The following is a 24544-nucleotide window of genomic DNA, read 5'->3' on the forward strand; positions in this document are numbered from 1 at the left end:
GTGCTGTGAACGAACCAGATTGCTGGTCGGGCGTTTCGTCGTTTTCCAGTGAGGATGACGGTACGGCCAATGTGTTGATTCCAGGCAGTTCCGAACGAAACAGGGTTCCACTTTTTTCGGAATTGCCAAAGCGCGGAAACCCTCATGCTTGAAAAGACTTACGACGCTGCGAGCGTCGAGCCGAAAATCACAGAGTGCTGGGAAAAGGCTGAAGCCTTCAAGGCGGGTGCCGGAGCCGAGAGCGGCGCGGAGCCATTCACGATCGTGATTCCGCCGCCCAACGTGACCGGTTCGCTGCATATGGGACATGCGCTCAACAATACGCTTCAGGACGTCATGGTGCGTTTCGAGCGCATGCGGGGCAAGGACGTGCTCTGGCAGCCCGGCATGGACCATGCCGGCATCGCCACGCAGATGGTGGTTGAACGCCAGCTTCAGGCCAGGAACCAGCACCGCCGCGATATGGGGCGTGAAAAATTTGTCGACAAGGTCTGGGAGTGGAAGGCCGAGTCGGGCGGTGCGATCATGAACCAGCTGAAGCGGCTGGGCGCTTCCTGCGACTGGTCACGCGAGCGGTTTACCATGGATGAGGGCCTCTCCAGGGCGGTCGTCGAGGTGTTCGTCTCGCTTTACAAACAGGAACTGATCTACAAGGACAAGCGCCTCGTCAACTGGGACCCGAAGCTTCTGACGGCGATCTCGGATCTTGAAGTTGAGCAGGTCGAAACCAACGGCAATCTCTGGCATTTCCGCTATCCGCTTGCCGACGGGCTGACCTATGAGTATCCCTACAGGCTGGACGAAGAGGGCAACCGCGTTAACTGGCGTCCGTCCGATGGACAGCCGGATGGCTATGAGACGCGTGACTATGTGGTTGTGGCGACGACGCGTCCGGAAACGATGCTTGGCGATTCCGGTGTTGCGGTTCATCCTGACGATCCGCGCTATAAGGAACTGGTGGGCAAGAATGTGCTTTTGCCTCTGGTCGGCCGGCGCATCCCGATTGTCGCCGACGAGTATCCGGATCCGGAGGCGGGTACGGGCGCGGTGAAGATGACCCCTGCGCATGACTTCAACGATTTTGAGGTCGGCAAGCGGCACGATCTGGCGCAGATCAACGTCATGGCCACGGACGCGACCATCACGCTGAAGGGCAATGAGGCGTTTCTGGAGGGGCTGGAAGGGGCCGACGCGCCGCTTGCCCGCACGATTGCAGAGCTTGATGGCGTCGACCGCTTCGAGGCGCGCAAGAAGGTTGTTGCGATGATGGAGGAGGCCGGCCTTCTGGAGAGGATCGAACCTCACAAGCACATGGTGCCGCACGGTGACCGTGGCGGCGTGCCCATCGAACCCTTCCTCACCGACCAGTGGTATGTGGATGCCAGGACGCTGGCGAAAGCCGCGATTGCCTCCGTGCGCGAAGGCCGTACGAACTTTGTACCCAAAAACTGGGAAAAGACCTATTTCGAGTGGATGGAGAACATTCAGCCCTGGTGCGTTTCCCGCCAGCTCTGGTGGGGGCATCAGATTCCGGCCTGGTATGGCCCGGACGGTCAGGTTTTTGTCGAGAAAGACGAAGAAGCCGCGCTTGAGGCGGCGATCCAGCACTATATTTCGCATGAGGGACCGTGGAAGGCCTGGGTCGAGGAGAAGCTCGCAAATTTCAAGCCGGGAGAAATCCTGACGCGCGACGAGGATGTACTCGACACCTGGTTCTCTTCGGCTCTCTGGCCGTTCTCGACTCTCGGCTGGCCGGACAAGACACCGGAGGTTGCGCGCTACTACCCCACCTCGGTTCTGGTGACGGGTTTCGACATCATCTTCTTCTGGGTGGCCCGGATGATGATGATGGGCCTGCACTTCATGGACGAAGAGCCGTTCCACACGGTCTATGTTCACGCACTGGTGCGCGACAAGTCCGGTGCCAAGATGTCGAAGTCGAAAGGCAATGTCATCGACCCGCTGGAACTGATCGACGAATATGGGGCGGACGCGCTGCGCTTCACTCTGACAATCATGGCCGCGCAGGGCCGCGATGTGAAACTCGACCCTGCGCGCGTTGCCGGCTACCGCAATTTCGGCACCAAGCTCTGGAATGCGACGCGGTTCGCCGAAATGAACGGCGTCAAGAGAGATGAAAACTTCCGCCCCGAAAACGCCACTCTAGCGATCAACCGCTGGATCCTGACGGAACTGACCCGGGCTGCCAAAGGCGTGACAGAGGGAATTGAAACCTATCGCTTCAATGACGCCGCGGGCACGGCCTACCGCTTTGTCTGGAGCCTTTTCTGCGACTGGTATCTGGAGCTTCTCAAGCCGGTATTCGCCGGGGACGACGAAGAGGCGAAAGCCGAAGCCAGCGCCTGCGCGGCGTATGTTCTGGACGAGATCTACAAGCTTCTTCATCCGATCATGCCCTTCATGACGGAAGAATTGTGGGCGCACACAGGGGGGGAAGCCGGGCGCGATCGCGTTTTGGCTCTGACCCGTTGGCCGACTCCAGATTTTGAGGACGAGGATGCCGCCGCAGACATCAACTGGCTGGTCGACCTGGTTTCGGGAGTGCGGTCAGTGCGTGCGGAGATGAACGTTCCACCCTCCGCCAAGGCGCCATTGATTGCGGTTGGAGCCGATGAGGGCGCGCGCGCCCGCATTGCGCGCCACGACCCAGCCATCCGACGTCTCGCGAGGGTGGGTGAAATTGGATTTTCCGAAGATGTGCCGAAGGGCTCGGCTCAGATCGTTCTCGGCGATACCACCTTCTGCCTTCCGCTGGGTGACCTGATCGACCTTTCCGCGGAAGCCGCGCGGCTGGAAAAGGAAATATCCAAGGTGACGTCTGAAATGCAGCGCCTTGAAAAGAAACTTGGCAACGAGAAATTCGTCGCCAAGGCGCCGCAGGAGATCGTGGCAGCCGAACGCGAAAAGCTGGCAGAGTTCGCAGATGCCAGGGGCAGGCTGGAACAGGCACTGGCACGGGTGAAAGAAGCAGGTTGATGCAGGTCTGATCTGCAAAGCTTTCTAATATCCTGACAGGGATGAGCCGCGCGCGCTTTCCAGAAAGCGGGCGCGGTTTTTTCGTTGCTTCTGATTCGTCAGTCACCGTGATTTTGTCGGCTTTGGGTCGGTAAACGCGCCCCTGTACATGACAGAATAACGAAATCCCCGGCAGTGTTGTTTTTGTGCAACGCACGCCGACTTTGGGCAGGGGGATGGGGGGAATGTGTCAAATTGAGGGGGATTTCAAGGCATCCTCCATTCGCCTGACCTTCGAAACAAAGGTGGCAGCGGGCTTATCCGATAGGTGTATTACGTTCACGTAAGCGTGAAGCCTGCCGATGACCTGCTGATGCGATTGAGGTTCGCTGTGGCGCTGCTATTCTTGATATCAGCAAATGGAGGAGAGGGGATCACATGCGTCTAGTTCGCATTCTTTCTGCGTCTACGATTCTGGCTGCAGCGATCGGGACTGCACAGGCGGGAGGCTTTTCGCGCGGCACGGCTGACACCGACATTCTTTATGAGGATGGGAACTTCAACATGCGCGCGGGGGCGATCATCGTCGCTCCGACGCAGAAGTTCTCCAAATCGACCAACCCTGCGCTCGTAGGAACAGACTATCTGGATACCTACGTCATTCCGTCAGGGGCGGTGAAGCTGAAGTTCAGTGACAACCTTTCGTGTGCTGGGACCTATACTGACGTTTACGGCGCGGCATCTTCTTATGCATCGGCTTTCGGGCCGGCATTCAAGGTCTCCGAGACCTTCACCGTGACCGAGTTCGGCGCGACCTGTGCTGCGTTCGTGAACATGCCCAAGGGGCGTCTTGCCGTCTTGGGTGGAGCCTTCATCGAGCGTTTCGACTACAACTTTGTTGGAGCCGGAGGCGCTCTCGATATTGATTTGAACAGCAATGCCGTCGGTTGGCGCGCCGGCGTGGCTTATGAAATCCCGGATATCGCGTTCCGGACCGAACTCATGTACCGGTCGGGAACCACGCATGATGCCTCCGGCGGCGGAACGTTTCAGCACCCCCTCGCGGGGATTGTGCCTGTGACAGCCATGGGCAATGGCGAGCTTCCCCAGAGCGTGGAGCTGAAGGTGCAATCGGGCATAGCTCCCGGTTGGCTTGCTTTCGGTTCGGTTCGGTGGACGGACTGGTCCGTGAACGAAACGCTTGATCTGACTGTTGTCGGCGTGACTGCGAGCAAAAACCAGTATTTCTGGCGCGATGGTTGGACAGTGACCGGTGGCATAGGGCACGCATTCACGGACAATGTCTCGGGCTTGGTAAGCCTTCAGTGGGACCGGGGTGTTTCGACCGGGTATGATTTCCGTACAGACAAATGGCTGTTGGCTGCAGGGCTTAGCATGAAGGACGCGCTGGGCGGTGAGCTCCGTTTTGGAGGCGCCTTGTCCTATCTGACGAGCGCGGACGCCACCAAGGGCAACGAGGCCGGCAACTCTGTGGATTCGGGTTGGGCCGGAATCATTTCGGCGAATTACAAGGTCAAGTTCTAACCGTTTCCTGGCGGAGCAAGCGAAACTGCAAGACCCGGCTTCGGCCGGGTCTTTTCGTTTCTGGAGGCGAAGTGCGCCATGCAAATTCGCATGGCTTGAGGCCCGTGACGAGGCCGCGGGCTTGTCTTGCCGCGATTTTTGCCGCACATAGAGGCAGTCACCCGATCCGGGCCCCTCTGGCAGGCAAGGCGTTGCCTGTGATGTCGGATCGAACGACAACGCGCGAACGCGGCGCAAACATTGTATCTCTCCATGACAATGCATGACTGGCTTTGGCCCGGCTTCCTGGCCTTTGTGGCTGCTATCCTGTTTTTCGACCTCTTTGTCCTGCACCGCCGGGATCACGTCATAACGACGCGCGAAGCAATGAAAACCGTTGCCGGTTACGTGGCTCTCGCCATGGTTTTCGCCATGGGCGTCTTCTATTTCGGCGGCAAGGATCGCGGTGCGGAGTTTCTCACCGGTTATCTGATCGAACAGGCGCTGTCGCTCGACAACATTTTCGTCATCGCGCTCATCTTCACCTATTTCAAGGTACCGTCCGAAGCGCAGTATCGCGTGCTTTTCTATGGCATATTGGGTGCGATCGTCATGCGACTTTCGCTCATCGTGCCGGGCGTGAAACTGGTCGATCAGTTCATGGTGATTGGCATGGCGCTTGGCGCTCTGCTGGTATTCTCGGGGTTCAAGATGATGACCTCGGACGAAGAAATGGTGGATCCCGGCGAAAGCCGCATCGTAAAACTTCTGATGCGGACGGGGCGGGTGACCCAGGAGTATGAGGGCTCGCGCTTTCTGACCCGCCGGAACGGCGTTCTTTTCATGACGCCGCTCTTTGTGGTTCTTGTCACGGTGGAGTTCACCGACCTCATTTTCGCGGTCGATTCCATTCCCGCCGTTCTGGCCATTTCCAGCGATCCATTCATCGTCTTTTCCTCCAATGTGTTTGCAGTGATGGGATTGAGGGCAATGTTCTTCGTGCTCTCAGGCATGATGCGCACCTTCAGGCACCTGAAAACCGGTCTCTCGCTGGTTTTGATATTCATCGGTCTGAAAATGCTGATCGCCCATTGGATCAAGATCCCTTCACCACTGGCCCTCACGGTCACAGTGCTTCTCATTGGCGGGTCGATCATTGCCTCGATTGTCGCCCGCAAGCGCGAGGAACAGGAAGCGCGGTCCTGAGGCCGCGATGTCCGACGGGGCGCTTTTGCGCCCTGTCCGTACCCAGTGTTTCCTGTGCACAGCTGGCTGTGCTCATTTGGCAACAGTTTCTCAATAAGCATTCGGTTAAAACAGCTGCGGGACGGAACGCCAATTTCCCGCCATAAACCCGGCGCATCGAAAAAGCTCGATAGCGCACGGGACACAATCGACTGCTCAGGAGAAGTGCCGCGCGCTGCGGCTGGGGTTATTATGGACGCAAAGACAATTTCGAAAGACAAACTTCCAAGCCGATACGTCACAGTAGGTCCGGCCAGAGCGCCGCATCGCTCGTATCTTTATGCCATGGGGCTTTCGGAGGAAGAGATTGCCCAGCCTCTCGTGGGTGTCGCCACCTGCTGGAACGAGGCTGCGCCGTGCAATATTTCGCTCATGCGTCAGGCGCAGGTGGTGAAGAAGGGCGTTGCAGCCGCCCATGGAACACCGCGGGAATTTACCACCATCACCGTTACCGACGGCATTGCGATGGGCCATCAGGGCATGAAGTCCTCGCTGGTTTCACGCGAGGTCATTGCCGATTCGGTTGAGCTGACGATGCGCGGACATTGCTATGATGCTCTCGTTGGTCTTGCGGGGTGTGACAAGTCGCTGCCCGGCATGATGATGGCAATGGTGCGTCTCAACGTTCCATCGGTATTCATCTATGGTGGATCCATCCTTCCCGGCACGTATCGCGGCCGTCAGATCACTGTCCAGGACGTGTTCGAGGCCGTGGGACAACATTCGGTCGGGTCGATCTCCGATGAGGAGTTGTCCGAGATCGAGCAGGCTGCCTGCCCGTCCGCCGGTTCCTGCGGTGCACAGTTCACCGCAAACACGATGGCAACGGTTGCTGAGGCGATCGGCCTTGCATTGCCTTATTCCTGCGGCGCGCCCGCCCCTTACGAGATGCGTGACCGGTTCAACTACGCTGCGGGCGAAAAGGTGATGGAGCTGATCGCCAAACAGATCCGCCCGCGCGATATCGTGACCCGCAAGGCGCTCGAAAATGCCGCGGCCGTCGTTGCCGCATCTGGTGGCTCCACCAATGCCGCGTTACATCTGCCGGCAATCGCCAATGAGATCGGCATCGATTTCACGCTGTTCGACGTGGCCGAGATCTTCAAGAAGACACCGTACATTGCCGACCTGAAGCCCGGTGGCAAATACGTGGCGAAGGACATGTTCGAGGCTGGCGGCATTCCGCTGCTCATGAAGACACTTCTTGAGCACGGTTATCTGCACGGCGACTGCATGACGGTGACTGGCCGCACAATTGCCGAAAACATGGAGCATGTTCCGTGGAATGATGATCAGGATGTCGTTCGTTCTGCGGACAATCCCATCACGAAAACCGGCGGTGTGGTTGGCCTCAAGGGTAATCTGGCACCGGAAGGTGCGATCGTGAAGGTTGCCGGCATGACGAACCTGACGTTCACGGGGCCGGCACGCTGTTTCGATTCCGAAGAGGAATGTTTCGCAGCCGTGCAGGCGCGGGAATACAAGGAAGGCGAGGTGCTCGTCATTCGCTATGAAGGCCCGAAGGGCGGGCCCGGCATGCGTGAGATGCTGGCGACCACGGCAGCACTTTACGGTCAGGGCATGGGCGACAAGGTCGCACTCATTACCGATGGCCGGTTCTCGGGCGCAACCCGTGGCTTCTGTATCGGCCATGTGGGGCCTGAAGCAGCTGTGGGCGGGCCGATCGGCCCTTCTTGAAGATGGTGACGTCATCACGATCAATGCGGTCGATGGAACCATCGAAGTGGCGCTGAGCGACGAGCAGCTTGCAGAGCGCGCCAAGAGCTGGAAACCGCGCGAGACGGACTATCAGTCCGGCGCGATCTGGAAGTACGCCCAGACTGTTGGTTCGGCCCGTGACGGGGCGGTGACCCATCCAGGGGCCAAGAAAGAAACGCACTGTTATGCGGATATTTGAGACAGGGAAAATAGCTGTTCTTGCCGGCCTGGTGGCGTCCTTTGTGGCGCTGCCGGTAGCCGCTTATGCGCTCGACGAGAACGCTGTGATCCAGGAACAATCCGAAAAGCGCAGCCCTTGGGCCGTGTTTCGTTTCGCCTTCTCCGCCTACAAGCGTGGCGACAAGCAGGAAGCGGTGGAGGCCTATCGCTACGCTGCGGAAAACGGGCAGGTCGGAGCACGCTGGAAGCTTGCACGCATGTATGCGGAAGGCGATGGGGTTGCCCGCAACGATCATGAGGCCTTCAAGTTCTTCTCCGCTGTTGCACAGCAGGAGGTGCGTCCGGGAAGCCCGGATGAAACCTATATTTCCGATGCCCTTGTGGCGCTCGGCAAGTATCTCAAATCCGGCATTCCGGACAGCCCGATCCGTGCAAACCCGCTCGCAGCGCAGGAACATTTCATGCGCGCAGCGGCGACATACCGCAATTCGGAAGCGCAATACCAGGTTGGTCTGATGTTCCTGAATGGCGAGGGCGTTGCCCAGAGCGTTCAACAGGCTGCGCGCTGGTTCCAGCTTGCTGCCGAGAAAGGACACTCGGGCGCCCAGGCGATGCTGGGGCATATCCTTTTTGAAAGCGGCCGGGTGGTCAAGGGACTGGCAATGATGACGGCGGCGATCGATCATGCCGCGCCTGCCGATGTGGGCTGGATCCGTTCGATGCAGGAAAAAGCATTTGCTCTTGCCGGTGAATCGGATCGCCGAACGGCAATCGCGCTGGCACATGATCTTCGCGAAAACGGTTTCGACTGAAGATCGCTCCGGCGGGCCGTGGGGACCCCTGCGAGACGAGGCGGATCCGCAACATCACCTGCTCCTGCGACTGTGACTGCGGCCGCAATTGCGACGTCTCCAGACACGCGCGGTCGAGTATCGTCCAGGATGAGTTGTTTAGGACCATCTCGCACCGTGCCATGCGTGGGCCCTGTGGCAGGTCCAAGCATGTGGTTTCACCGAGTTCGAACACGCTTCCCCGGGCGCGACACTGACAGTCGGCTGCAACGGGCGTTGTTGCCGGGAACAAGAGAGCTGAGGCCAATGCAACAGCTCCTGCCTGCATGAAAACGTACATAACCCCGGCATTCTAGCACTTGTTCCGTGATCGGACCAATGAGGCAGGCCTAGACCCGCCCTTATCCCCGACCTCATGGCGCATTGACGACTGCCCAAGGTGTAGACACAAACCGGCTTTTGCACACACCGAATTGCCCTGGCCAAGCGAGCGGAAACGCTCCTCAGGCGGGAGAAAGCCTGAGGTCAAGCACCACTGGCACGTGGTCGGAGGGCTTCTCCCAGCCTCGGGTGTGTTTTTCCACGGTCACCGTGTCGAGATGATCGGCGGCCTCTGGCGACAGCATGAGATGGTCGATGCGGATGCCGTTGTTTTTCTGCCAGGCACCGGCCTGATAGTCCCAGAAGGTGTAGACCCCATCCTCGTCATTGACCGCGCGCAGTGCATCGGTGAAGCCGAGCGCCTCAAGGCGTCGAAAGGCCTGACGGCTTTCGGGAAGGAAAAGAGCGTCACCTTCCCAGGCCTGAGGGTTCTTTGCGTCTTTCGGTTCCGGGATGACATTGTAGTCTCCCGCCAGAACCAGTGGCTCCTCAAGCGTCAGCCGTTCGGCACTCCAGCGTTCCAGGCGCTCCATCCATCCCAGTTTGTAGGGGAATTTCTCACTGTCGACCGGATTGCCGTTTGGCAGGTAGAGTGAAACAACGCGAAGCGCCCCCCGGTCGGTGGAGAACACCCCTTCGATGAAACGCGCCTGTTCGTCATTGTCGTCGCCGGGCAGCCGGCGGTTGACCTCGTCGAAACGCAGCTTCGAGAGGATGGCCACGCCATTGAACCCTTTTTGGCCATGGGTTTCGACATGATACCCGAGCGCTTCTATGGGCTCACGCGGGAACAACTCGTCGACCGACTTGATTTCCTGCAGGCAGGCTATGTCGGGGCTGGACTCTTCAAGCCAGTGCAAGAGGTTATCGATGCGTGCCTTGACGCCGTTTATGTTCCAGGTAGCGATCTTCATGGGGCCCTTCCGCAGCTCTGCTCTTTCTTAGGTTGGTCGGAGACGGGCCGCAACCGCCCAGTCTCCGAAACCGTCATGGATTATCGTGACGGTCAGATCCGGCGCTTGCGAAATGCCAGGCGGAAGGGGAGGCCGGACAGGAGAGCGCGGACATAGCGCTGGCGTTGATAGAACCCGTTCAATGACACACGCGGGAGAGCGGCGAAATTCTCTTTCGAGCCTGAGGTGAGCAAACCGGGCTGCGTCGTGACTGCAGCCGCAAAACCCGCTTCACCGGCTGCGGTCACTTCGCGCCCGCCTACCGCTGCCGGATATCCATAGGGATAGGCAAATGTCGTCGGCTTTGCTCCGACATAACCGGAAAGTCTTTCGGCGGATTCGGTCAGTTCGGATCGGAGGCGTTTGTCGCTTACCTTTCGCAGGTTGGCGTGGGTCAGCGTGTGGGCGCCGAAGCGAGCCAGTCTGTCCTCCGCGAGTGCCGACAGTTCGGCGGCGTCCATGGTCAAGCGCTCGGTGAGACCGCGCGGATCCATGCCATGTTGACGTGCGAGGGTGTCAAGCATGGCGACAGCCGCATCCTCGTCCTCGGCCTCGGTTATCATGTTGGAAAGCCGGTCGAACAGCGCGACCCTGGAGGTGCGCCCGTCGAGATGAAGCGTCTCCTCGATGCCGCAGGACGACAGGTCCACCCGTTTGGCCGTCAGGGCCAGTTCCTGCGCTGTCTTCCACCAGATCGAACGACTGCGCTCAACAAACCCTGCCGTGATGAAGAGGGTGTAGGGAACACCGTGGCGCTGGAACACGGGCGCGGCATGCCGTGCATTGTCACGATAACCATCATCCAGGGTGAAACACACATAGCGACGGGAGTCACGCGCATCCGAGAGCCGTTCGGGCAGATCCTCGAGTGCCAGCGGGGTAAACCCCTGCGCCAGAACGGTCTGGATGGTCTCATCCAGAAATTTGGGCGTTATCGTCAGCCAGGCGTTCGGGGTCCACTCCGCCACAGGTGCCGGATCGACGTGGTGCATGGCAAAAATGATGCTGCGGTGGGCGGCAGAAAGCGGCAGGCCGGTACGCAGGGCAAGGTCGGTTCCCTCCAGGCCGGCCCGGATCAACTGGTACCGTGCGGACCTCTTGAAGGCTTGCAGTGAAAACATCAGGGCTTCGTCATCATGTTAGACTGGATGAATACGGTGGCGGGCTGTTGGGGGCGGCGCCACCGAAGTGTTTGATCGGCGTCATCCAATCAGAAAATGCTGAAGAAATTCCTTAGGTAGAAAGTTGTCGATCATCACAACTCCAGTACGAAACCTGTCTGTCTTTCAAAAAAATATAGATAGTTGCGGCGGCGATTGTGCCCGATGCTGCTCGCAAAGAGATCTTCAGAATCTTAATAGCATGATCGGGGAACCATATGACGCAAACACTATCGGCTGCCGAAGGCAGTCCATCGCAGTCCGATTTAAGAAATCCTGACTACACGCCGCCCCTCGTAAAGGCGGTTCCGCTGGGCATTCAGCATGTGCTGGCCATGTTCGTTTCCAACGTTACGCCGGCGATCATCGTGGCAGGGGCGGCAGGTTTTGGCTTCGGTTCGAACTCGCCGGAGTTTCCCAATCTCATCTACATGATCCAGATGTCGATGCTGTTTGCCGGCATTGCCACGCTGTTTCAGACCATCGGGATGGGACCGGTGGGCGGTCGATTACCCATCGTGCAGGGAACCAGCTTCGCCTTCCTGCCGGTCATGATCCCCATTGTTGCCGGGCAGGGCGTGGCCGCCATGGGCGCTCTGATGGGCGGCGTGGTGATTGGCGGAGTGTTTCATTTCATTCTCGGCAGCTTTGTGGGCCGGCTGCGGTTTGCCCTGCCACCACTCGTGACCGGCCTTATCGTCTTGATGATCGGGCTTTCGCTCATAAAGGTGGGCATCCAGTATTCGGCAGGCGGTGTACCGCTGATCGGCAAGCCCGAATATGGCAGTTTGCAAAACTGGGGCGTGGCTCTTGTGGTTGTGGTGGTCACGCTTGTGCTGAAATTCTTTGCGCGCGGCATGTGGTCGATAGCAGCCGTTCTGCTGGGATTGATCGCCGGCTATGTTGTGGCACTTGCCATGGGAATGGTGAGCTTTGCCAATGTAGGCAATGCCGGGTGGGTCGCTGTACCAATGCCCTTCAAATGGGGTTTCGAACTCGCCGCGCCCGCCATTATCGGCATGTGTTTCATGACCGTTATTTCGGCGATTGAAACGGTGGGAGACGTTTCGGGAATTACCAAGGGGGGTGCCGGTCGCGAGGCGACCGAAAAGGAGATTTCAGGTGCGACATATGCGGATGGGCTTGGCACGGCCATAGCAGGCATTTTTGGTGGCCTTCCCAACACATCGTTCAGCCAGAACGTCGGCTTGATATCGATGACCGGCGTGATGAGCCGCCACGTGGTGACCTATGGAGCGATCTTCCTCATACTCTGTGGCCTGATCCCCAAGGTTGGGGCCTTGATTTCGACGGTGCCGATCATGGTTCTGGGCGGCGGCGTCATCGTGATGTTCGGCATGGTGGCTGCAGCCGGCATCAACATGCTCGCGGATGTGAACTGGAACCGCCGAAACATGGTGATTTTCGCGGTTTCCCTGTCCGTCGGGCTGGGTCTGCAGCTTGAACCGGGCGCACTGCAGCATTTGCCGAAGACCGCGCAGATCCTCATGACCTCCGGTCTGCTGCCTGCCGCCATTTTGGCAATTCTGCTCAATCTTCTTTTGCCTGAAGAAGCCGGTGCGGAAAGAAGCGCCTGACGTCAGCGCATGGCCGGGCCAAGTGCCCGGTCATGGAATTGGAAACGGGGGCCATGGGCGGACACCGCAACGGACGGTGCGGAGCCTGTCGCAAAACCGTGATGAGAATATCAGATGGAAAAACTTGTTCCGCAGCCGCACGAGGCAACCGCATTGGGGTTTCTGATCTGAAAGGACTGACCGATCAGGTCGTCGACGAAATCGATGACCGAGCCGCCCATATAAACAAGCGAGAGATCATCAATAAGAACGGTGGCGCCGTCCCGCTCTATGGCATGATCGTCATCGTTTCGTTGATCTGTGAGATCGAAAGCGTATGAAAAGCCTGAGCAGCCGCCTCCCTCCACCGTGACGCGCAGAGCTATCTTGCCCGGTTCGTCCTTGAGGATGGTTGCTATGCGTTTCGCCGCCGCTTCGGTCAGTTCAACGCTCTTCATATCCGTTCCCGCGTCCATGCCCATGGTGGTTGTCCTAACGGTCACCTTGCTTTCGTGTTCCTGAAATAGGTATGAAGCCGCGGGCGGCAAGTCAACCTGAGCAATGCGGTCGGGTTTGAATCAGGATGATGGTGAGCCGCCGATGGCTTGCTTTACAGGGCGTTGCGGACGATGGACAGCGAACCGAGCTTGAAGAACATTGGCTTTGGCTACCGGCCACGGGCTCCCTACGCGACCGATCCGGCGGCGTCGCGCGGGCGACTTGTCACGGAGCCCGAGAGCCCGACGCGCACGCCATTTCAGCGTGACAGGGATCGCATTATCCACTCAACGGCTTTTCGGCGCCTGAAACACAAGACTCAGGTTTTCATCGCGCATGAGGGAGACCATTACCGGACGCGATTGACCCACTCCATCGAGGTCGCGCAGATCGCGCGGGCCCTGGCGCGGGCCCTGTGCTGCGATGAGGATCTTGCAGAAGCGATTGCCCTTGTGCACGATTTCGGGCACACGCCGTTCGGCCACACGGGCGAGGACGCGCTGGACGAACGCATGGCACGATGGGGTGGCTTCGATCACAATGCGCAGTCATTGCGGATCGTCACGGAACTTGAAAACCGGTATGCAGAGTTTGACGGTCTCAACCTCTCATGGGAGACCCTCGAAGGGCTGGTCAAGCACAACGGTCCGCTGATCGACGTTGCAGGAGAGGGCCTTGATGGCCCTGTTCCGCAACCCATTCTCGAGTACGTAGCGCAACATGATCTGGAACTGGCGCGCTTTGCCGGCATCGAAGCGCAATGCGCAGCCATCGCCGATGACATCGCCTACAATGCCCACGATATCGATGACGGACTGCGCTCGGGATTGCTGTCGCTCGACATGCTGAAGGATGTCGGGCTGCCGGGCGAAATTCTGGCACAGGTGGAAAGCCGCTACCCGGACCTGGATCCCGTACGGCGGGGGCATGAATTGATGCGGCGCCAGATTACCGTGATGGTGGAAGACGTGATTTTGGCTTCCAGAAGGCGCCTGGAACGGCTGAAGCCCACCAGCGCTGACGACATCCACGATGCAGGGGCAACCGTCGTGGCTTTCTCCGATCGTATGGCGGAAGACGAAAAGCAACTGAAGCGGTTCCTCTACGCCAATCTTTACCGCCACAGCTCGGTAGTGGCGGTGCGCGCCCATGCCGAGCGGATTGTGAAGGATCTGTTCGATGTCTATTTCGACAGGCCGCAGGAGATGCCGGATGGCTGGGGCGAGGGGGTACGTTTTGCCGATGAGGCCCAAAAGGCCAGGCTGGTGGCCGATTTCCTCTCGGGAATGACCGATACCTACGCGGTCAAGGAGCACCGACGCCTGTTTGACCAGACTCCTGAATTGAGCTAGTGGCAAGCGCAATTCTGCCACTGCGCGGACGACAAAGATCAATCGATCCATTTCTCAGGACATTGTCCATGAACATTTTCGCCGATTTCACAAATCGGGTCGCCAAGACCATTGAAACCCTCGGCCTGCGGTCCGGCAGTGGGGAACCACTCGACCTTTCACGCGTGGCGGTGGAACCGCCGCGAGATGCAAGCCATGGTGACGTGGCGACGAATGCGGCGATGGTGCTGGCCAAGGCAATTGGCGAAAATCCACGTGCCCTGGGCGAAAAGATCGCTGCGGCATTCGAGGCCGATCCCGATGTCGCGGCAGCGAGCGTCGCGGGGCCGGGTTTCGTGAATCTGAAATTGAGCGATGGCTTCTGGCAGGCGCGGCTCGGTGAAATGCTTGATCTGGGTACGGATTACGGCCGTTCGCAGATGGGCAAGGGCGAGAAGGTGAATGTCGAATATGTTTCGGCAAACCCCACGGGTCCCATGCATGTCGGCCATTGCCGTGGCGCCGTGGTGGGGGATGCGCTTGCGAACCTTCTTGCATTCGCGGGTTACGATGTTGTGCGGGAGTATTACACCAACGATGCGGGCGTGCAGATCGATGTTCTGGCACAGTCTGTGATGGTGCGTTATCGCGAGGCGCTCGGCGAGAAGATCGGCGAAATTCCGGCAGGACTGTATCCCGGCGACTATCTGAAGCCGCTGGGACAGGAGCTGGCCGATGAGTTCGCAACCAGACTTCTCGAAATGCCCTCTGACGAGGCTATGACCATCGTGAAGGAGAGGGCCATCGAGAGCATGATGGCCATGATCCGCAGCGATCTGGCCGCTCTCAACATTCGTCATGATGTGTTTTTCTCCGAACGCTCGCTTCATGACGGCAATGGTGGCGCGATCAGGTCTGCCATCAATGATTTGACCATGAAAGGGCATGTCTACAAGGGCAAGCTGCCACCACCAAAGGGACAGAAGCCGGAGGACTGGGAAGATCGCGAGCAGACACTGTTCCGCTCGACCGAGGTGGGCGACGACATCGATCGTCCGCTCATGAAGTCGGATGGGAACTTTACCTATTTCGCTGCAGACGTGGCTTACATGAAGGACAAGCTCGATCGCGGATTCGAGCATCTTATCTATGTTCTTGGTGCGGATCATAGCGGATATGTGAAGCGGCTTCAGGCGGTGGCGCGTGCGCTGGCCGAGGACCGGGTCGATCTGACCGTGCTTCTGTGTCAGCTCGTGAAGCTTTACCGGGCGGGCGAGCCAGTGCGCATGTCCAAACGGGCTGGCGAATTCGTGACACTGCGCGAAGCGGTGGAGGAAGTGGGGCGGGACCCGATCCGTTTCATGATGCTTTATCGCAAGAATGACGCTCCGCTCGACTTTGACTTCCAGAAGGTGACCGAACAGTCCAAGGACAACCCGGTCTTTTACGTGCAGTATGCCTCTGCCCGCAGCCACTCGGCTTTTCGGCAGGCGAGCGAGCAGCTCGGCATTGCCGAGTTTGATCGCGCGGAAATGAAGGCGCAGCTGGCGAAGCTGACCGACGAAGGCGAGATGGCGCTCGTGCGCAAGCTGGCCGAATACCCGCGGCTGGTGGAAACAGCGGCGCAGGCAATGGAGCCGCACCGGCTCGCATTTTACCTCTATGATCTTGCGAGCGCATTCCACGCGCAGTGGAACCGCGGAAGCGAAACTGATGACTTACGCTTTGTTAAGGTTAACGATCCACAATTGACCTACGCCAGACTGGGTCTGGTGCAGGCGGTTCGCGATGTTCTCACATCCGGACTTGCGCTGATCGGGGCGGAGGCGCCTTCTGAGATGCGTTGACCGTATCCCACAGGGGATGCGGTGGTCTGTCACCTTTTGCCCACATTGCGCTGGTACCCGACAATTGTATGACGTCGCGGGCGTCTACCGAGTGTGAGTGCGGAAAAAAGCATGGCAGATCATAGCTCGAACCATCGTGCGGATAACTCCGTCGTCCCGGACGACGACCCATTCGCGGAACTGACCCGGATAATGGGGCACGATCCGCGACAGGGCGACAACTCCGCCGCTGAGATCGATCAGGGGGGCGATGACCTCGCCCTGGAGCTTGAGAACGAATTGCTGGGCGACCTGGCAGATTTCACCCAGGAAGGCGTCGATGCGTCTGCCCGTGCCGGTGAACAGCAATTGCATCAGTCCAACGACTGGCGCTTCGAGCCGGTGCCGGATGGCGCTCCGGCCACGAAAGACGAATTCGAGCCTTCCGTCGATCTCACGGCGGACATGACCGATGAACTCGACAAGGAATTTGGTGGCGGCCTGCGTTTCGAGCCCGCCACCGAAGAGGCCGGTGTGCCCGAACCGCTGGCTCTGGGATCCAACCGCTCTTCGGCTCCGGACTACCGAACCGATGGTGATGCCGGGACCGACATTCAGCCAGAGGCGCCTGTCGATGATGCCGTGTTCGAGTTTAGCGAGCAGGACTTTGCCCTGCTCGACGCGGATCTGGATGCATCGATTTCGGGCGAAGACACAGAAATTCCGAACGAGCGTCGCGGGTATGGAGACGAGCCTGTTTCCGGCCCCGCCATGCCCATGGCCGTTCCGGAGCCGGAAGGGGATGCGGCGTTTCCATCTTCGGACATGAACGCGGACGGTATGGCAAGGGATGAGGACGCGCATGAGCCATCTCCCGCGAGTGCCGATCCATTTCTTTCTCCTCAGGCGTTTGCTTCTTCGGTCGCCAATGGGGGCTCGGGGCCTGAGCGCCGGTGACGATCTTGTCGAGACTTACGATCACGGGTTTGCAGCGAGCCTGGAAGAAGAACTTAGTGCGGGGGCGTCTGCAGCTGAGGAGGTGGCGGACGACGCCATGGAACCGCACCGAGACGCAAAATCCGATTCCGAGTTCTCCTGGGACCCGTTTGATGGCTCCAGTTCGCCGGATTCTACGGGAAGCGAGAGCGCCCAGGCTGAGACCGGCGACTCTATCCCGTTCTGGCGCGAAACCGAACAGTCTTCACCCTCACTGCGCGGCGGTGAGAAGGACACTCCGCCAATCGTTGACACGGTCAGTGTTCCTGGCAACGAACGTGTTCAAGTGGAGGATGCAAATCACATTCCTGAATTTGTGAGCGAGCCCGAGCGTTTTCCGGAAGCTGAGCCGGATGACCTTGAGCGTGCGCTTGCCCGTGCGTTCGGCGACAATGAAAGTCTGCCGGAGCCCGAGCCGGAACCGTTGAGGAGGGACGATGAGCCTTCATCTTCCCTTCCCAATGATGCCTACGCGACTGCAGCGTTGGGCGCCAGGGGAACGGACGCTGAAGATTACGACTTCGACGCCGCATTTTCTGATGATTTTGGTGCTCCTGACGGGTTCAATCCGCCTGGTGTGTCCGGCACGACAATGCTGGAGCCCGGGAGGGATGACCCACAGTTTGTAGCCACCGACAACCCGGCCTGGGAGAACGGTTCTCTTGAAACCGAGAGCGATGCGGAGCCCTTTGCGGGGGACGCGGATGTCGTGGCACCCACCCGGCGCAGTCGAGGCGGAAGCGGTCGTACCACGTTGATCGCCGGCGCCCTCGGAGGCGTAGCAGTGCTCGGTCTTCTCGGTTTCTTTGCACTGGGAGGGAGCGGCGAAGATGGTTCTGCGCCCGTCGTTGTCCGCGCGGACGATGGCCCGGTGAAAGTCAAGCCGGAGAACCCGGGCGGGCAGCAGGTCCCCAACCAGGACAATCAGGTCTATCAGCGGGTTTCCGGTTCGGAAGCTGGCAACAACCCGGTTCAGGAGCGCCTTGTCTCGACGGCCGAGGAGCCGGTAGAGGTGCCCAAGTCGGAGGAGCGACTTGCTTCGAATACAAACGGGAGTGCGACCCCGACAAGTGAACCGGTGACTGCCATGCAGCCACGCCGTGTGCGCACAATGGTCGTTCGCCCCGACGGCACGATCGTTCCGCGTGAGCCGGTTGAGACGCCGGTTGCCAACGCCGACACGGCTCGCGATCCTGCTGCTGGCGGTTCGCAGGTGGCAAATGTGAATTCACCACAGGCGGTGAACACCACGTCGCCCGATGCGCGGTTGAGAGGAACGGCCGAAAATGTTGCGCCAACCGTCGAGTCCGGCACTTCCGAGGCCGGTGTGCCCCAGACTGCACCGGTTCCGGCAACAAGGCCTTCGCCACCACCGGTTCAGCGCCAGCCGCAGCCGGCGGCGGATCCGGCGCCAGCCGCACGCGTTGCGTCGGCTCCCAGCCAGCCCGCACAGCCGGCAGCGCAGCCGCAACCACCAGCCGCAGCTCCGGTAACCTCTGGAGGGGGTGATGGATGGTCCGTCCAGATCTCTTCGCAGCCAACCGTTGACGCGGCGCAGAAGTCCTATCAGGACATGGCGCGACGGTATGGCTCGCTGCTGACTGGCAAGGGTGTGAACATCGTCAAGGCGGATATCGCCGGGAAAGGCACCTATTATCGGGTGCGGATTCCTTCCAGTTCAAAGGATGAGGCGATCCGGCTCTGCTCGCAGCTCAAATCGGCGGGAGGCAGTTGCTTCGTTTCGAAGTGATGGCGCCCAAATGCATTGAAAACCGCCGCGTTCGAGTGGCGGTTTTTTTGTTTTCTTTTCCAGAACTGCATGCCCGGCTATCCTTTGGGCATGAGCGAATCAAAATCCATGATCCTCGGCGCTGCCGGAACCGAGCTAACGGCCGATGAAATTGCCTTCTATCGCGATGAGCGCCCGTGGGGTTTCATCCTCTTCGCGCGCAATGTGGAGGAGCCCGGGCAATTGAGAGATCTGGTCTCGTCCATGCGTGATTGCGTGGGGCGGTCCGATGCTCCGGTTTTCATTGATCAGGAAGGAGGGCGGGTGCAAAGGCTCCGCCCGCCGCTGGCTGCGAACTATCCAACTGCGGCCGAACTGGGAAAGATTTACCGCAGGGATCGGCAGACGGGTTTGCGAGCCGCCTGGCTCCTCTCGCGCCTGCATGCAATGGATCTCAGGCGCTATGGGATCACTGCCGATTGTTTGCCTGTTCTCGACGTTCCGGTGGCCGGCGCCCATGATGTGATCGGTGATCGCGCCTATTCGCATGATCCCGATGCGGTGATCGCACTCGGGCGGGCGGCAAGCGAAGGGCTTATGGCCGGCGGCGTTCTGCCGGTGATGAAGCACATTCCTGGGCATGGCAGAGCGTTTGCTGACAGCCACAAGGCGTTGCCGGAAGTGACGGCTTCCCTCGAAGAGCTGCGCTCGCATGACTTTTTGCCGTTCAAGGCGCTGGCGGACCTGCCAATGGCCATGACGGCGCATATCGTTTTTCGCGCTATCGATCCACATGGGCCGGCGACCACATCTGCCAGGGTGATCGAGGAGATCATTCGCAAGGAGATCGGCTTCGACGGCCTGCTCATGAGCGATGATGTTTCGATGCATGCACTTTCTGGGGATTTCTCGGCGCGTGCCGAAGCAATCCTTGCGGCGGGCTGCGATCTTGTCCTTCACTGCCATGGCATTATGCAGGAAATGCAGGCGGTTGCCGAAAAGGCGCCGGAATTGAATGGGAAGAGCCTTGAAAGAGCCAACCGGGCCCTGGCCTGCCTCGCACCTGGGGACGATACGGAAGAACTGGCTGCGCGCGCGGAATTCGAGGAGTGCTGCGCAGCGGTTGCCTGATGACAAGGATCGATGACGCTTGGCGCGAAACGCGGATAAATCAGCTCCCAGCTCGGCTCCCATGGACAAGCTCTGGGATGCAAAGGCGGAAACGCACGGTGTTTCCGAACCGGCGCTGACGGTCGATGTGGACGGTTTTGAGGGGCCGCTCGATCTTCTGTTGCAGCTGGCGCGGACGCAAAAGGTCGATCTTGCGCGGATTTCCGTTCTGGCTCTGGTGGAGCAGTACATCGCTTTCGTGGAAAAAGTGCGCAAGATGCGGCTGGAGCTGGCTGCCGATTATCTGGTGATGGCGGCCTGGCTTGCCTATCTCAAATCGCGCCTTCTCATCCCCAAAAAGCCGGAGGATGAAGAGCCCTCAGGCGAAGAGATGGCGGCATTTCTGCAATTTCGTCTCAAGCGGCTGGAGGCGATGCGGGATGCTGCTTCCCGCCTTGTCAATCGCAACCGGCTGGGACGCGATGTATTTGCCCGGGGAATGCCGGAGCCGGTGATCGTGCAGAAGCAAAGCGCATTTTCCGCATCGCTGTACGACCTTTTGACTGCATATGCCTCGCAGCGTCAGAGGCGCGCGGTTACCAATGTGCAGATCGCCAAGCGTGGCGTCTGGTCGCTCAAGCAGGCTCGCGGAATACTGGTTCGCATGATCGGCGATTTTGGAGACTGGACGGCGCTGGATCATTTTCTCATTCGCTACATGACCACGACCGAAGAGCGGGCGACTGCGACGGCGAGCTCGTTTGCCGCTTCTCTAGAACTTGTGCGAGAGGGGGCCCTGGAATTGCGGCAGCAGGAGCCATTCGCTCCAATCTACATACGTACCGGCAAGAAGGCGCCTGCAGGATTGTTCGAGAACGCCGATGACTGAAAACAGCAATGTCGTTCCGTTTGTCTCTGCAGAGAGCGACGGGCAGGACCAGACCAAAGTACAAACACCCGCATCATCCCGTTTGCTGGAAGCGAAACGGATGGTGGAAGCCATTATCTTTGCCAGTGCTGAACCCGTGCATGAAAAAGCCCTTGCCGAACGTTTGCCGGAAGGGGTGGACCTGTCGGCGGCCCTTGAGGCGCTGCGCTCGGATTATGAAAAGAGGGGCGTGAACCTTGTGCGGGTAGAGAACAGCTGGGCATTCCGCACGGCAAGCGATCTCTCGTTTCTGATGAACCGCAACGCCGTGCAGCAGCGCAAGCTCTCTCGCGCTGCACTCGAGATGCTGGCGGTGATCGCCTATCATCAGCCGGTTACACGTGCGGAAATTGAGGACATTCGCGGGGTTGAGACCTCGAAGGGAACCCTCGACATTCTTCTGGAGACGGGCTGGGTCAAGATGCGCGGCCGGCGGCGTACCCCTGGGCGGCCGGTAACCTATGGCACCAGCACGGAATTTCTTGATCATTTCGGTCTTGAGGAGCTGCGGGACCTGCCGGGCGTGGATGAACTGAGAGGGGCAGGGCTCCTTTCTGCGCGGATGCCGGCGAATTTTGCGGTTCCGCAACCAATGACGGATCCTGACGAGCTGACCGAAGACGAAGACCCGCTGACGGATATCGACCTCGAGGAGCTTGGTCTGTTGACACCGCTCGCTGAGGATGATTGACGAAAGGACCGCGGGCCGGGGCAGCCTGCGATCCACCCAGGGATACCGGTGCATGGAAAGAAAGAAGCAAAGTGCGGCGCGCAGGACAGCCGGCGTCAGCTTTGCTGCGCGTCTATCCTTTAACAATATAAGCCATTCCTACGCTTCGGGCGGTGAGACACTGCGTGACGTTTCGCTATCGGCAGAGCCGGGCGAGGTGTTGTGCCTTCTGGGGCCTTCCGGCTCCGGCAAGACCACGCTGTTGCGGATCGCTGCCGGGATCGAGGCCCAGCGCCACGGGCAGGTATTTCTCAATGAGCGGGAAATCGCCGGTCCCGATGTCTTTCTGCCCCCGGAAAAGCGCTCCATCGGGCTGGTTTTTCAGGACTTTGCCCTCTTTCCCCATCTGACGATTCTCGACAATGTCCGTTTCGGACTGACCGCGCTCTCGGGCGGCGAGGCCCGGGACGAGGCCATGAACGCGCTGGAGCGTGTGGGGCTCGACGGTTATGCCGAAGCGTATCCGCATGTTCTGTCCGGCGGAGAGCAGCAGCGAGTTGCGCTCGCACGGGCGCTGGCGCCGCGTCCGGCCGTTCTTCTTATGGACGAACCGTTTTCAGGGCTGGATTCGCGGCTCAAGGACAATGTTCGTGCTGAAACGCTGGCGATATTGCGCCAGAGCCGTGCCACTGCAGTGGTGGTGACGCATGATGCCGAGGAGGCCATGCGCATGGGCGACCGGATTGCCCTGTTGAAGGATGGTGGCCTGGTGCAGGTGGGGACCGCTGAGGAGCTTTACCACCGGCCTGCAAACCTTTTTGTCGCGGGGTTCTTCTCCGAGGTCAACGAGTTTGAGGGGCGCGTTCACGCCGGTGCGGTAGAAACTCCGCTTGGCCGTTTTCCGGCCGAAGGTATGGAAGAGGGTGATCTGGCCACCGTAGCGGTGCGGCTTTCCGGTTTTCAGGTCGATCAAAAGGGCGGCGCGGTGCCTGCCCGCATCATTTCGCGCCGATTCCTCGGTGTGGTGGAGTTTCTCGAACTCGCCATACCCGGTGCGGATCATCACGTGCGTGCACGTGTGCGCTGTGGACATCTGGAGCCGGGCGTGCGCGATATATGGCTGAATGTCATTCCAAGCGACGTGCTGGTGTTTGCGAGACAATCGTTTGAGCCATCGACGTTTGAACAATCGACGTTTGAACAATCGGGCGAAAGCGCATAAATCAAATCAATGGCAATTGGTGAAAGAGACTGATCATGGGATCCTTTTCAATCTGGCACTGGCTTATCGTGCTCGTCGTGGTGTTGCTTCTTTTCGGACGTGGCAAGATCCCCGAGCTGATGGGCGACATGGCCAAGGGCATTAAAAGCTTCAAAAAGGGCATGTCCGACGATGACGAGGACACGACCAAGACGGTCGAGCATCAGGCCGATGAACCGGTGAAGGAAGCAAGCAAGCCGAGCAAGAAAAAGTCCGGCTGATTCGCAGCGTGCTGCGCGGCGTGTCCTTTTCCTGCTTTCCTTACCGGTGACCTATGTTTGATCTTGGCTGGCCCGAAATCATGGTGATCGCCATCGTCCTGATCGTTGTGGTCGGGCCGAAGGACTTGCCGCGTATGCTGCGCACCTTCGGGCGCACGACCTCCAAATTGCGGACTATGGCGGGAGATTTCCGCAAGCAGTTCGATGAAGCGCTGAAGGAGGCGGAGCTTGATGATGTGAAATCCATGGTGGATGACGCGCGCAAGCTCGATCCGCGCAACGAGATCAAAAAACACCTCAACCCGATCGAGAAGGTGGGGCAGGAGATCCGGTCCGGTCTTGATGCGGCGATGAAGCCGCAAGCGGCGAAATCTGGCGCGCCGGCGTCAAAGGAACCGCATGCGGCGGAACCGGCCAAGGCGGGCGCAACCCGCATGCCGGGTGAGGCGAAGCCCAAGGCCACGGCCAAGCCTCGCACGGCGCGGAAAACGGCGGCAAAGCCGAGGGCGACCAAAGCAGCGGCAACGAAGCCGGCGACGACGGCCAAACCAAAGGCGGCCAGCAAGACGAAAACGGCGGGAGCAGCCAAGCGCGCTCCGGCGAAGAAGAGCAGCGGGGCCAAGTCGTGAACGCCGAACGTGACGACGACATCGATCAGTCTTCCGCGCCGCTGATCGATCATCTGATCGAGCTCAGATCACGCCTGATCTGGGCGATTGCCGGGTTTTTCGTGGCGTTTCTGATCTGCTTCTTCTTTGCCAAGCAGATTTTCAACCTGCTGGTGATCCCGTTTCAGTGGGCGACGCAATGGGCGGGGCTCGATGCGGACAAGGTGGACCTGATCTACACGGCGCCGCAGGAGTTTTTCTTCACCCAGATCAAGCTCGCCATGTTTGGCGGCCTGGTGCTCGCCTTTCCGGTGATCGCCATGCAGGTCTATAAATTCGTGGCGCCTGGCCTCTACCGCAATGAGCGCCGCGCGTTCATGCCGTTCCTGATCGCTTCGCCGATCCTGTTCATGATTGGTGCAGCGCTCGTCTATTTCTTCTTCACGCCGATGGTGATGTGGTTCTTCCTCTCGATGCAGCAGGTGGGGCCGGACAACACCGTGCAGATCTCGCTCCTGCCCAAGGTTTCCGAATATCTCGGGCTGATCATGACGCTGATCCTCTCCTTCGGGCTGGTGTTTCAGCTTCCGGTGGTCACGACACTGATGGCGCGGGTGGGGCTGCTGACATCGGCGGGGCTGGCCGACAAACGCAAATATGCGATCGTGGCGGCCTTTGTGGCGGCGGCGATCCTGACGCCGCCCGACCCGGTGAGCCAGATCGGTCTTGCGCTTCCGACCATCCTTCTCTACGAAATTGCCATCTGGGCCGCCCGTATGGTTGAGCGCCAGCGCGAGAAGGAGAAGACCGCGCAGGACGAGACCGACGAAGCGGACCAGCCGACCGCCTAGATTTGCAGG

General features: G+C 59.4%; 19 protein-coding genes and 1 pseudogene. 17 read left to right on the plus strand and 3 right to left on the minus strand.

Annotated features, from left to right (window positions below; translation table 11 throughout):
• Positions 1–144: 144 nt before the first annotated feature.
• The 5 genes and pseudogenes from AB2N04_RS10555 (at position 145) to AB2N04_RS10575 (ending at position 8456) form a co-directional block, all read left to right on the plus strand.
• Entirely contained in the window at positions 145–2997 is a 2853-nt protein-coding gene (locus AB2N04_RS10555; RefSeq protein WP_367714469.1) for a valine--tRNA ligase, read from the plus strand.
• A 417-nt stretch (positions 2998–3414) separates the two neighbouring features.
• Complete coding sequence (locus AB2N04_RS10560) at positions 3415–4521, plus strand: outer membrane protein transport protein (RefSeq protein ID WP_367714470.1); 1107 nt, start codon at positions 3415–3417, stop codon at positions 4519–4521.
• A gap of 252 nt (positions 4522–4773) precedes the next feature.
• Positions 4774–5706 carry a TerC family protein gene (locus tag AB2N04_RS10565; protein WP_367714471.1) on the plus strand — a complete coding sequence of 311 codons (933 nt, stop codon included), beginning with the start codon at positions 4774–4776 and terminating at the stop codon, positions 5704–5706.
• A 231-nt stretch (positions 5707–5937) separates the two neighbouring features.
• Positions 5938–7663 (plus strand): annotated as a pseudogene (gene ilvD, locus AB2N04_RS10570) (dihydroxy-acid dehydratase).
• Positions 7650–8456, plus strand: a complete 807-nt coding sequence (locus AB2N04_RS10575) for a tetratricopeptide repeat protein (RefSeq protein WP_367714472.1) — start codon at positions 7650–7652, stop codon at positions 8454–8456. The pseudogene ilvD and the gene AB2N04_RS10575 overlap by 14 nt, the downstream one beginning before the upstream one ends.
• Positions 8457–8938: 482 nt before the next feature.
• Here AB2N04_RS10575 and xth read toward each other — a convergent pair whose 3' ends face one another.
• Both xth and AB2N04_RS10585 read right to left on the minus strand, forming a co-directional pair.
• A complete protein-coding gene (gene xth, locus AB2N04_RS10580; protein WP_367714473.1) occupies positions 8939–9730 on the minus strand; it encodes an exodeoxyribonuclease III in 792 nt (263 codons plus the stop codon).
• Between the two features lie 92 nt (positions 9731–9822).
• The gene (locus AB2N04_RS10585) at positions 9823–10890 is read right to left on the minus strand and encodes a polysaccharide deacetylase family protein (RefSeq protein WP_367714474.1); all 1068 of its coding nucleotides are present in this window, start codon (positions 10888–10890) and stop codon (positions 9823–9825) included.
• Positions 10891–11147: 257 nt separating this feature from the next.
• Here AB2N04_RS10585 and AB2N04_RS10590 point away from each other — a divergent pair, with 257 nt between their 5' ends.
• Complete coding sequence (locus AB2N04_RS10590; RefSeq protein ID WP_367714475.1) at positions 11148–12527, plus strand: uracil-xanthine permease family protein; 1380 nt, start codon at positions 11148–11150, stop codon at positions 12525–12527.
• 110 nt (positions 12528–12637) lie between these two features.
• Here the strand turns inward: AB2N04_RS10590 and erpA are convergent, their stop codons facing one another.
• Positions 12638–12988, minus strand: a complete 351-nt coding sequence (gene erpA, locus AB2N04_RS10595) for an iron-sulfur cluster insertion protein ErpA (protein ID WP_367718782.1) — start codon at positions 12986–12988, stop codon at positions 12638–12640.
• A gap of 147 nt (positions 12989–13135) precedes the next feature.
• On the opposite strand from erpA, the gene AB2N04_RS10600 reads away from it, so the two are divergent.
• From AB2N04_RS10600 to tatC, 11 genes are all read left to right on the plus strand, one after another.
• Entirely contained in the window at positions 13136–14356 is a 1221-nt protein-coding gene (locus AB2N04_RS10600; protein ID WP_367714476.1) for a deoxyguanosinetriphosphate triphosphohydrolase, read from the plus strand.
• Between the two features lie 68 nt (positions 14357–14424).
• Positions 14425–16182: an arginine--tRNA ligase gene (gene argS / locus AB2N04_RS10605; protein ID WP_367714477.1), complete on the plus strand. Its 1758-nt coding sequence runs from the start codon at positions 14425–14427 to the stop codon at positions 16180–16182.
• Positions 16183–16293: 111 nt separating this feature from the next.
• On the plus strand, positions 16294–17118 hold the full coding sequence (locus AB2N04_RS10610; RefSeq protein WP_367714478.1) for a hypothetical protein: 825 nt from the start codon (positions 16294–16296) through the stop codon (positions 17116–17118).
• On the plus strand, positions 17090–18907 hold the full coding sequence (locus AB2N04_RS10615; protein WP_367714479.1) for an SPOR domain-containing protein: 1818 nt from the start codon (positions 17090–17092) through the stop codon (positions 18905–18907). Before AB2N04_RS10610 ends, AB2N04_RS10615 begins: the two co-directional genes overlap by 29 nt.
• Before the next feature lie 90 nt (positions 18908–18997).
• Positions 18998–20017: a beta-N-acetylhexosaminidase gene (gene nagZ / locus AB2N04_RS10620; RefSeq protein ID WP_367714480.1), complete on the plus strand. Its 1020-nt coding sequence runs from the start codon at positions 18998–19000 to the stop codon at positions 20015–20017.
• A gap of 61 nt (positions 20018–20078) precedes the next feature.
• Positions 20079–20885: a ScpA family protein gene (locus AB2N04_RS10625; RefSeq protein ID WP_367714481.1), complete on the plus strand. Its 807-nt coding sequence runs from the start codon at positions 20079–20081 to the stop codon at positions 20883–20885.
• Positions 20878–21615 carry an SMC-Scp complex subunit ScpB gene (scpB, locus tag AB2N04_RS10630; RefSeq protein ID WP_367714482.1) on the plus strand — a complete coding sequence of 246 codons (738 nt, stop codon included), beginning with the start codon at positions 20878–20880 and terminating at the stop codon, positions 21613–21615. The genes AB2N04_RS10625 and scpB overlap by 8 nt, the downstream gene beginning before the upstream one ends.
• A gap of 52 nt (positions 21616–21667) precedes the next feature.
• Entirely contained in the window at positions 21668–22816 is a 1149-nt protein-coding gene (locus AB2N04_RS10635; RefSeq protein ID WP_367714483.1) for an ABC transporter ATP-binding protein, read from the plus strand.
• 35 nt (positions 22817–22851) lie between these two features.
• Entirely contained in the window at positions 22852–23076 is a 225-nt protein-coding gene (locus AB2N04_RS10640) for a twin-arginine translocase TatA/TatE family subunit (RefSeq protein WP_223020928.1), read from the plus strand.
• Positions 23077–23129: 53 nt separating this feature from the next.
• Complete coding sequence (tatB, locus tag AB2N04_RS10645) at positions 23130–23705, plus strand: Sec-independent protein translocase protein TatB (protein WP_367714484.1); 576 nt, start codon at positions 23130–23132, stop codon at positions 23703–23705.
• Entirely contained in the window at positions 23702–24535 is an 834-nt protein-coding gene (gene tatC / locus AB2N04_RS10650; protein WP_367714485.1) for a twin-arginine translocase subunit TatC, read from the plus strand. The genes tatB and tatC overlap by 4 nt, the downstream gene beginning before the upstream one ends.
• The last annotated feature ends 9 nt before the right edge of the window (positions 24536–24544 follow it).

The organism is Nitratireductor sp. GISD-1A_MAKvit, from assembly GCF_040819555.1.
Taxonomy (GTDB): Bacteria; Pseudomonadota; Alphaproteobacteria; order Rhizobiales; family Rhizobiaceae; genus Nitratireductor.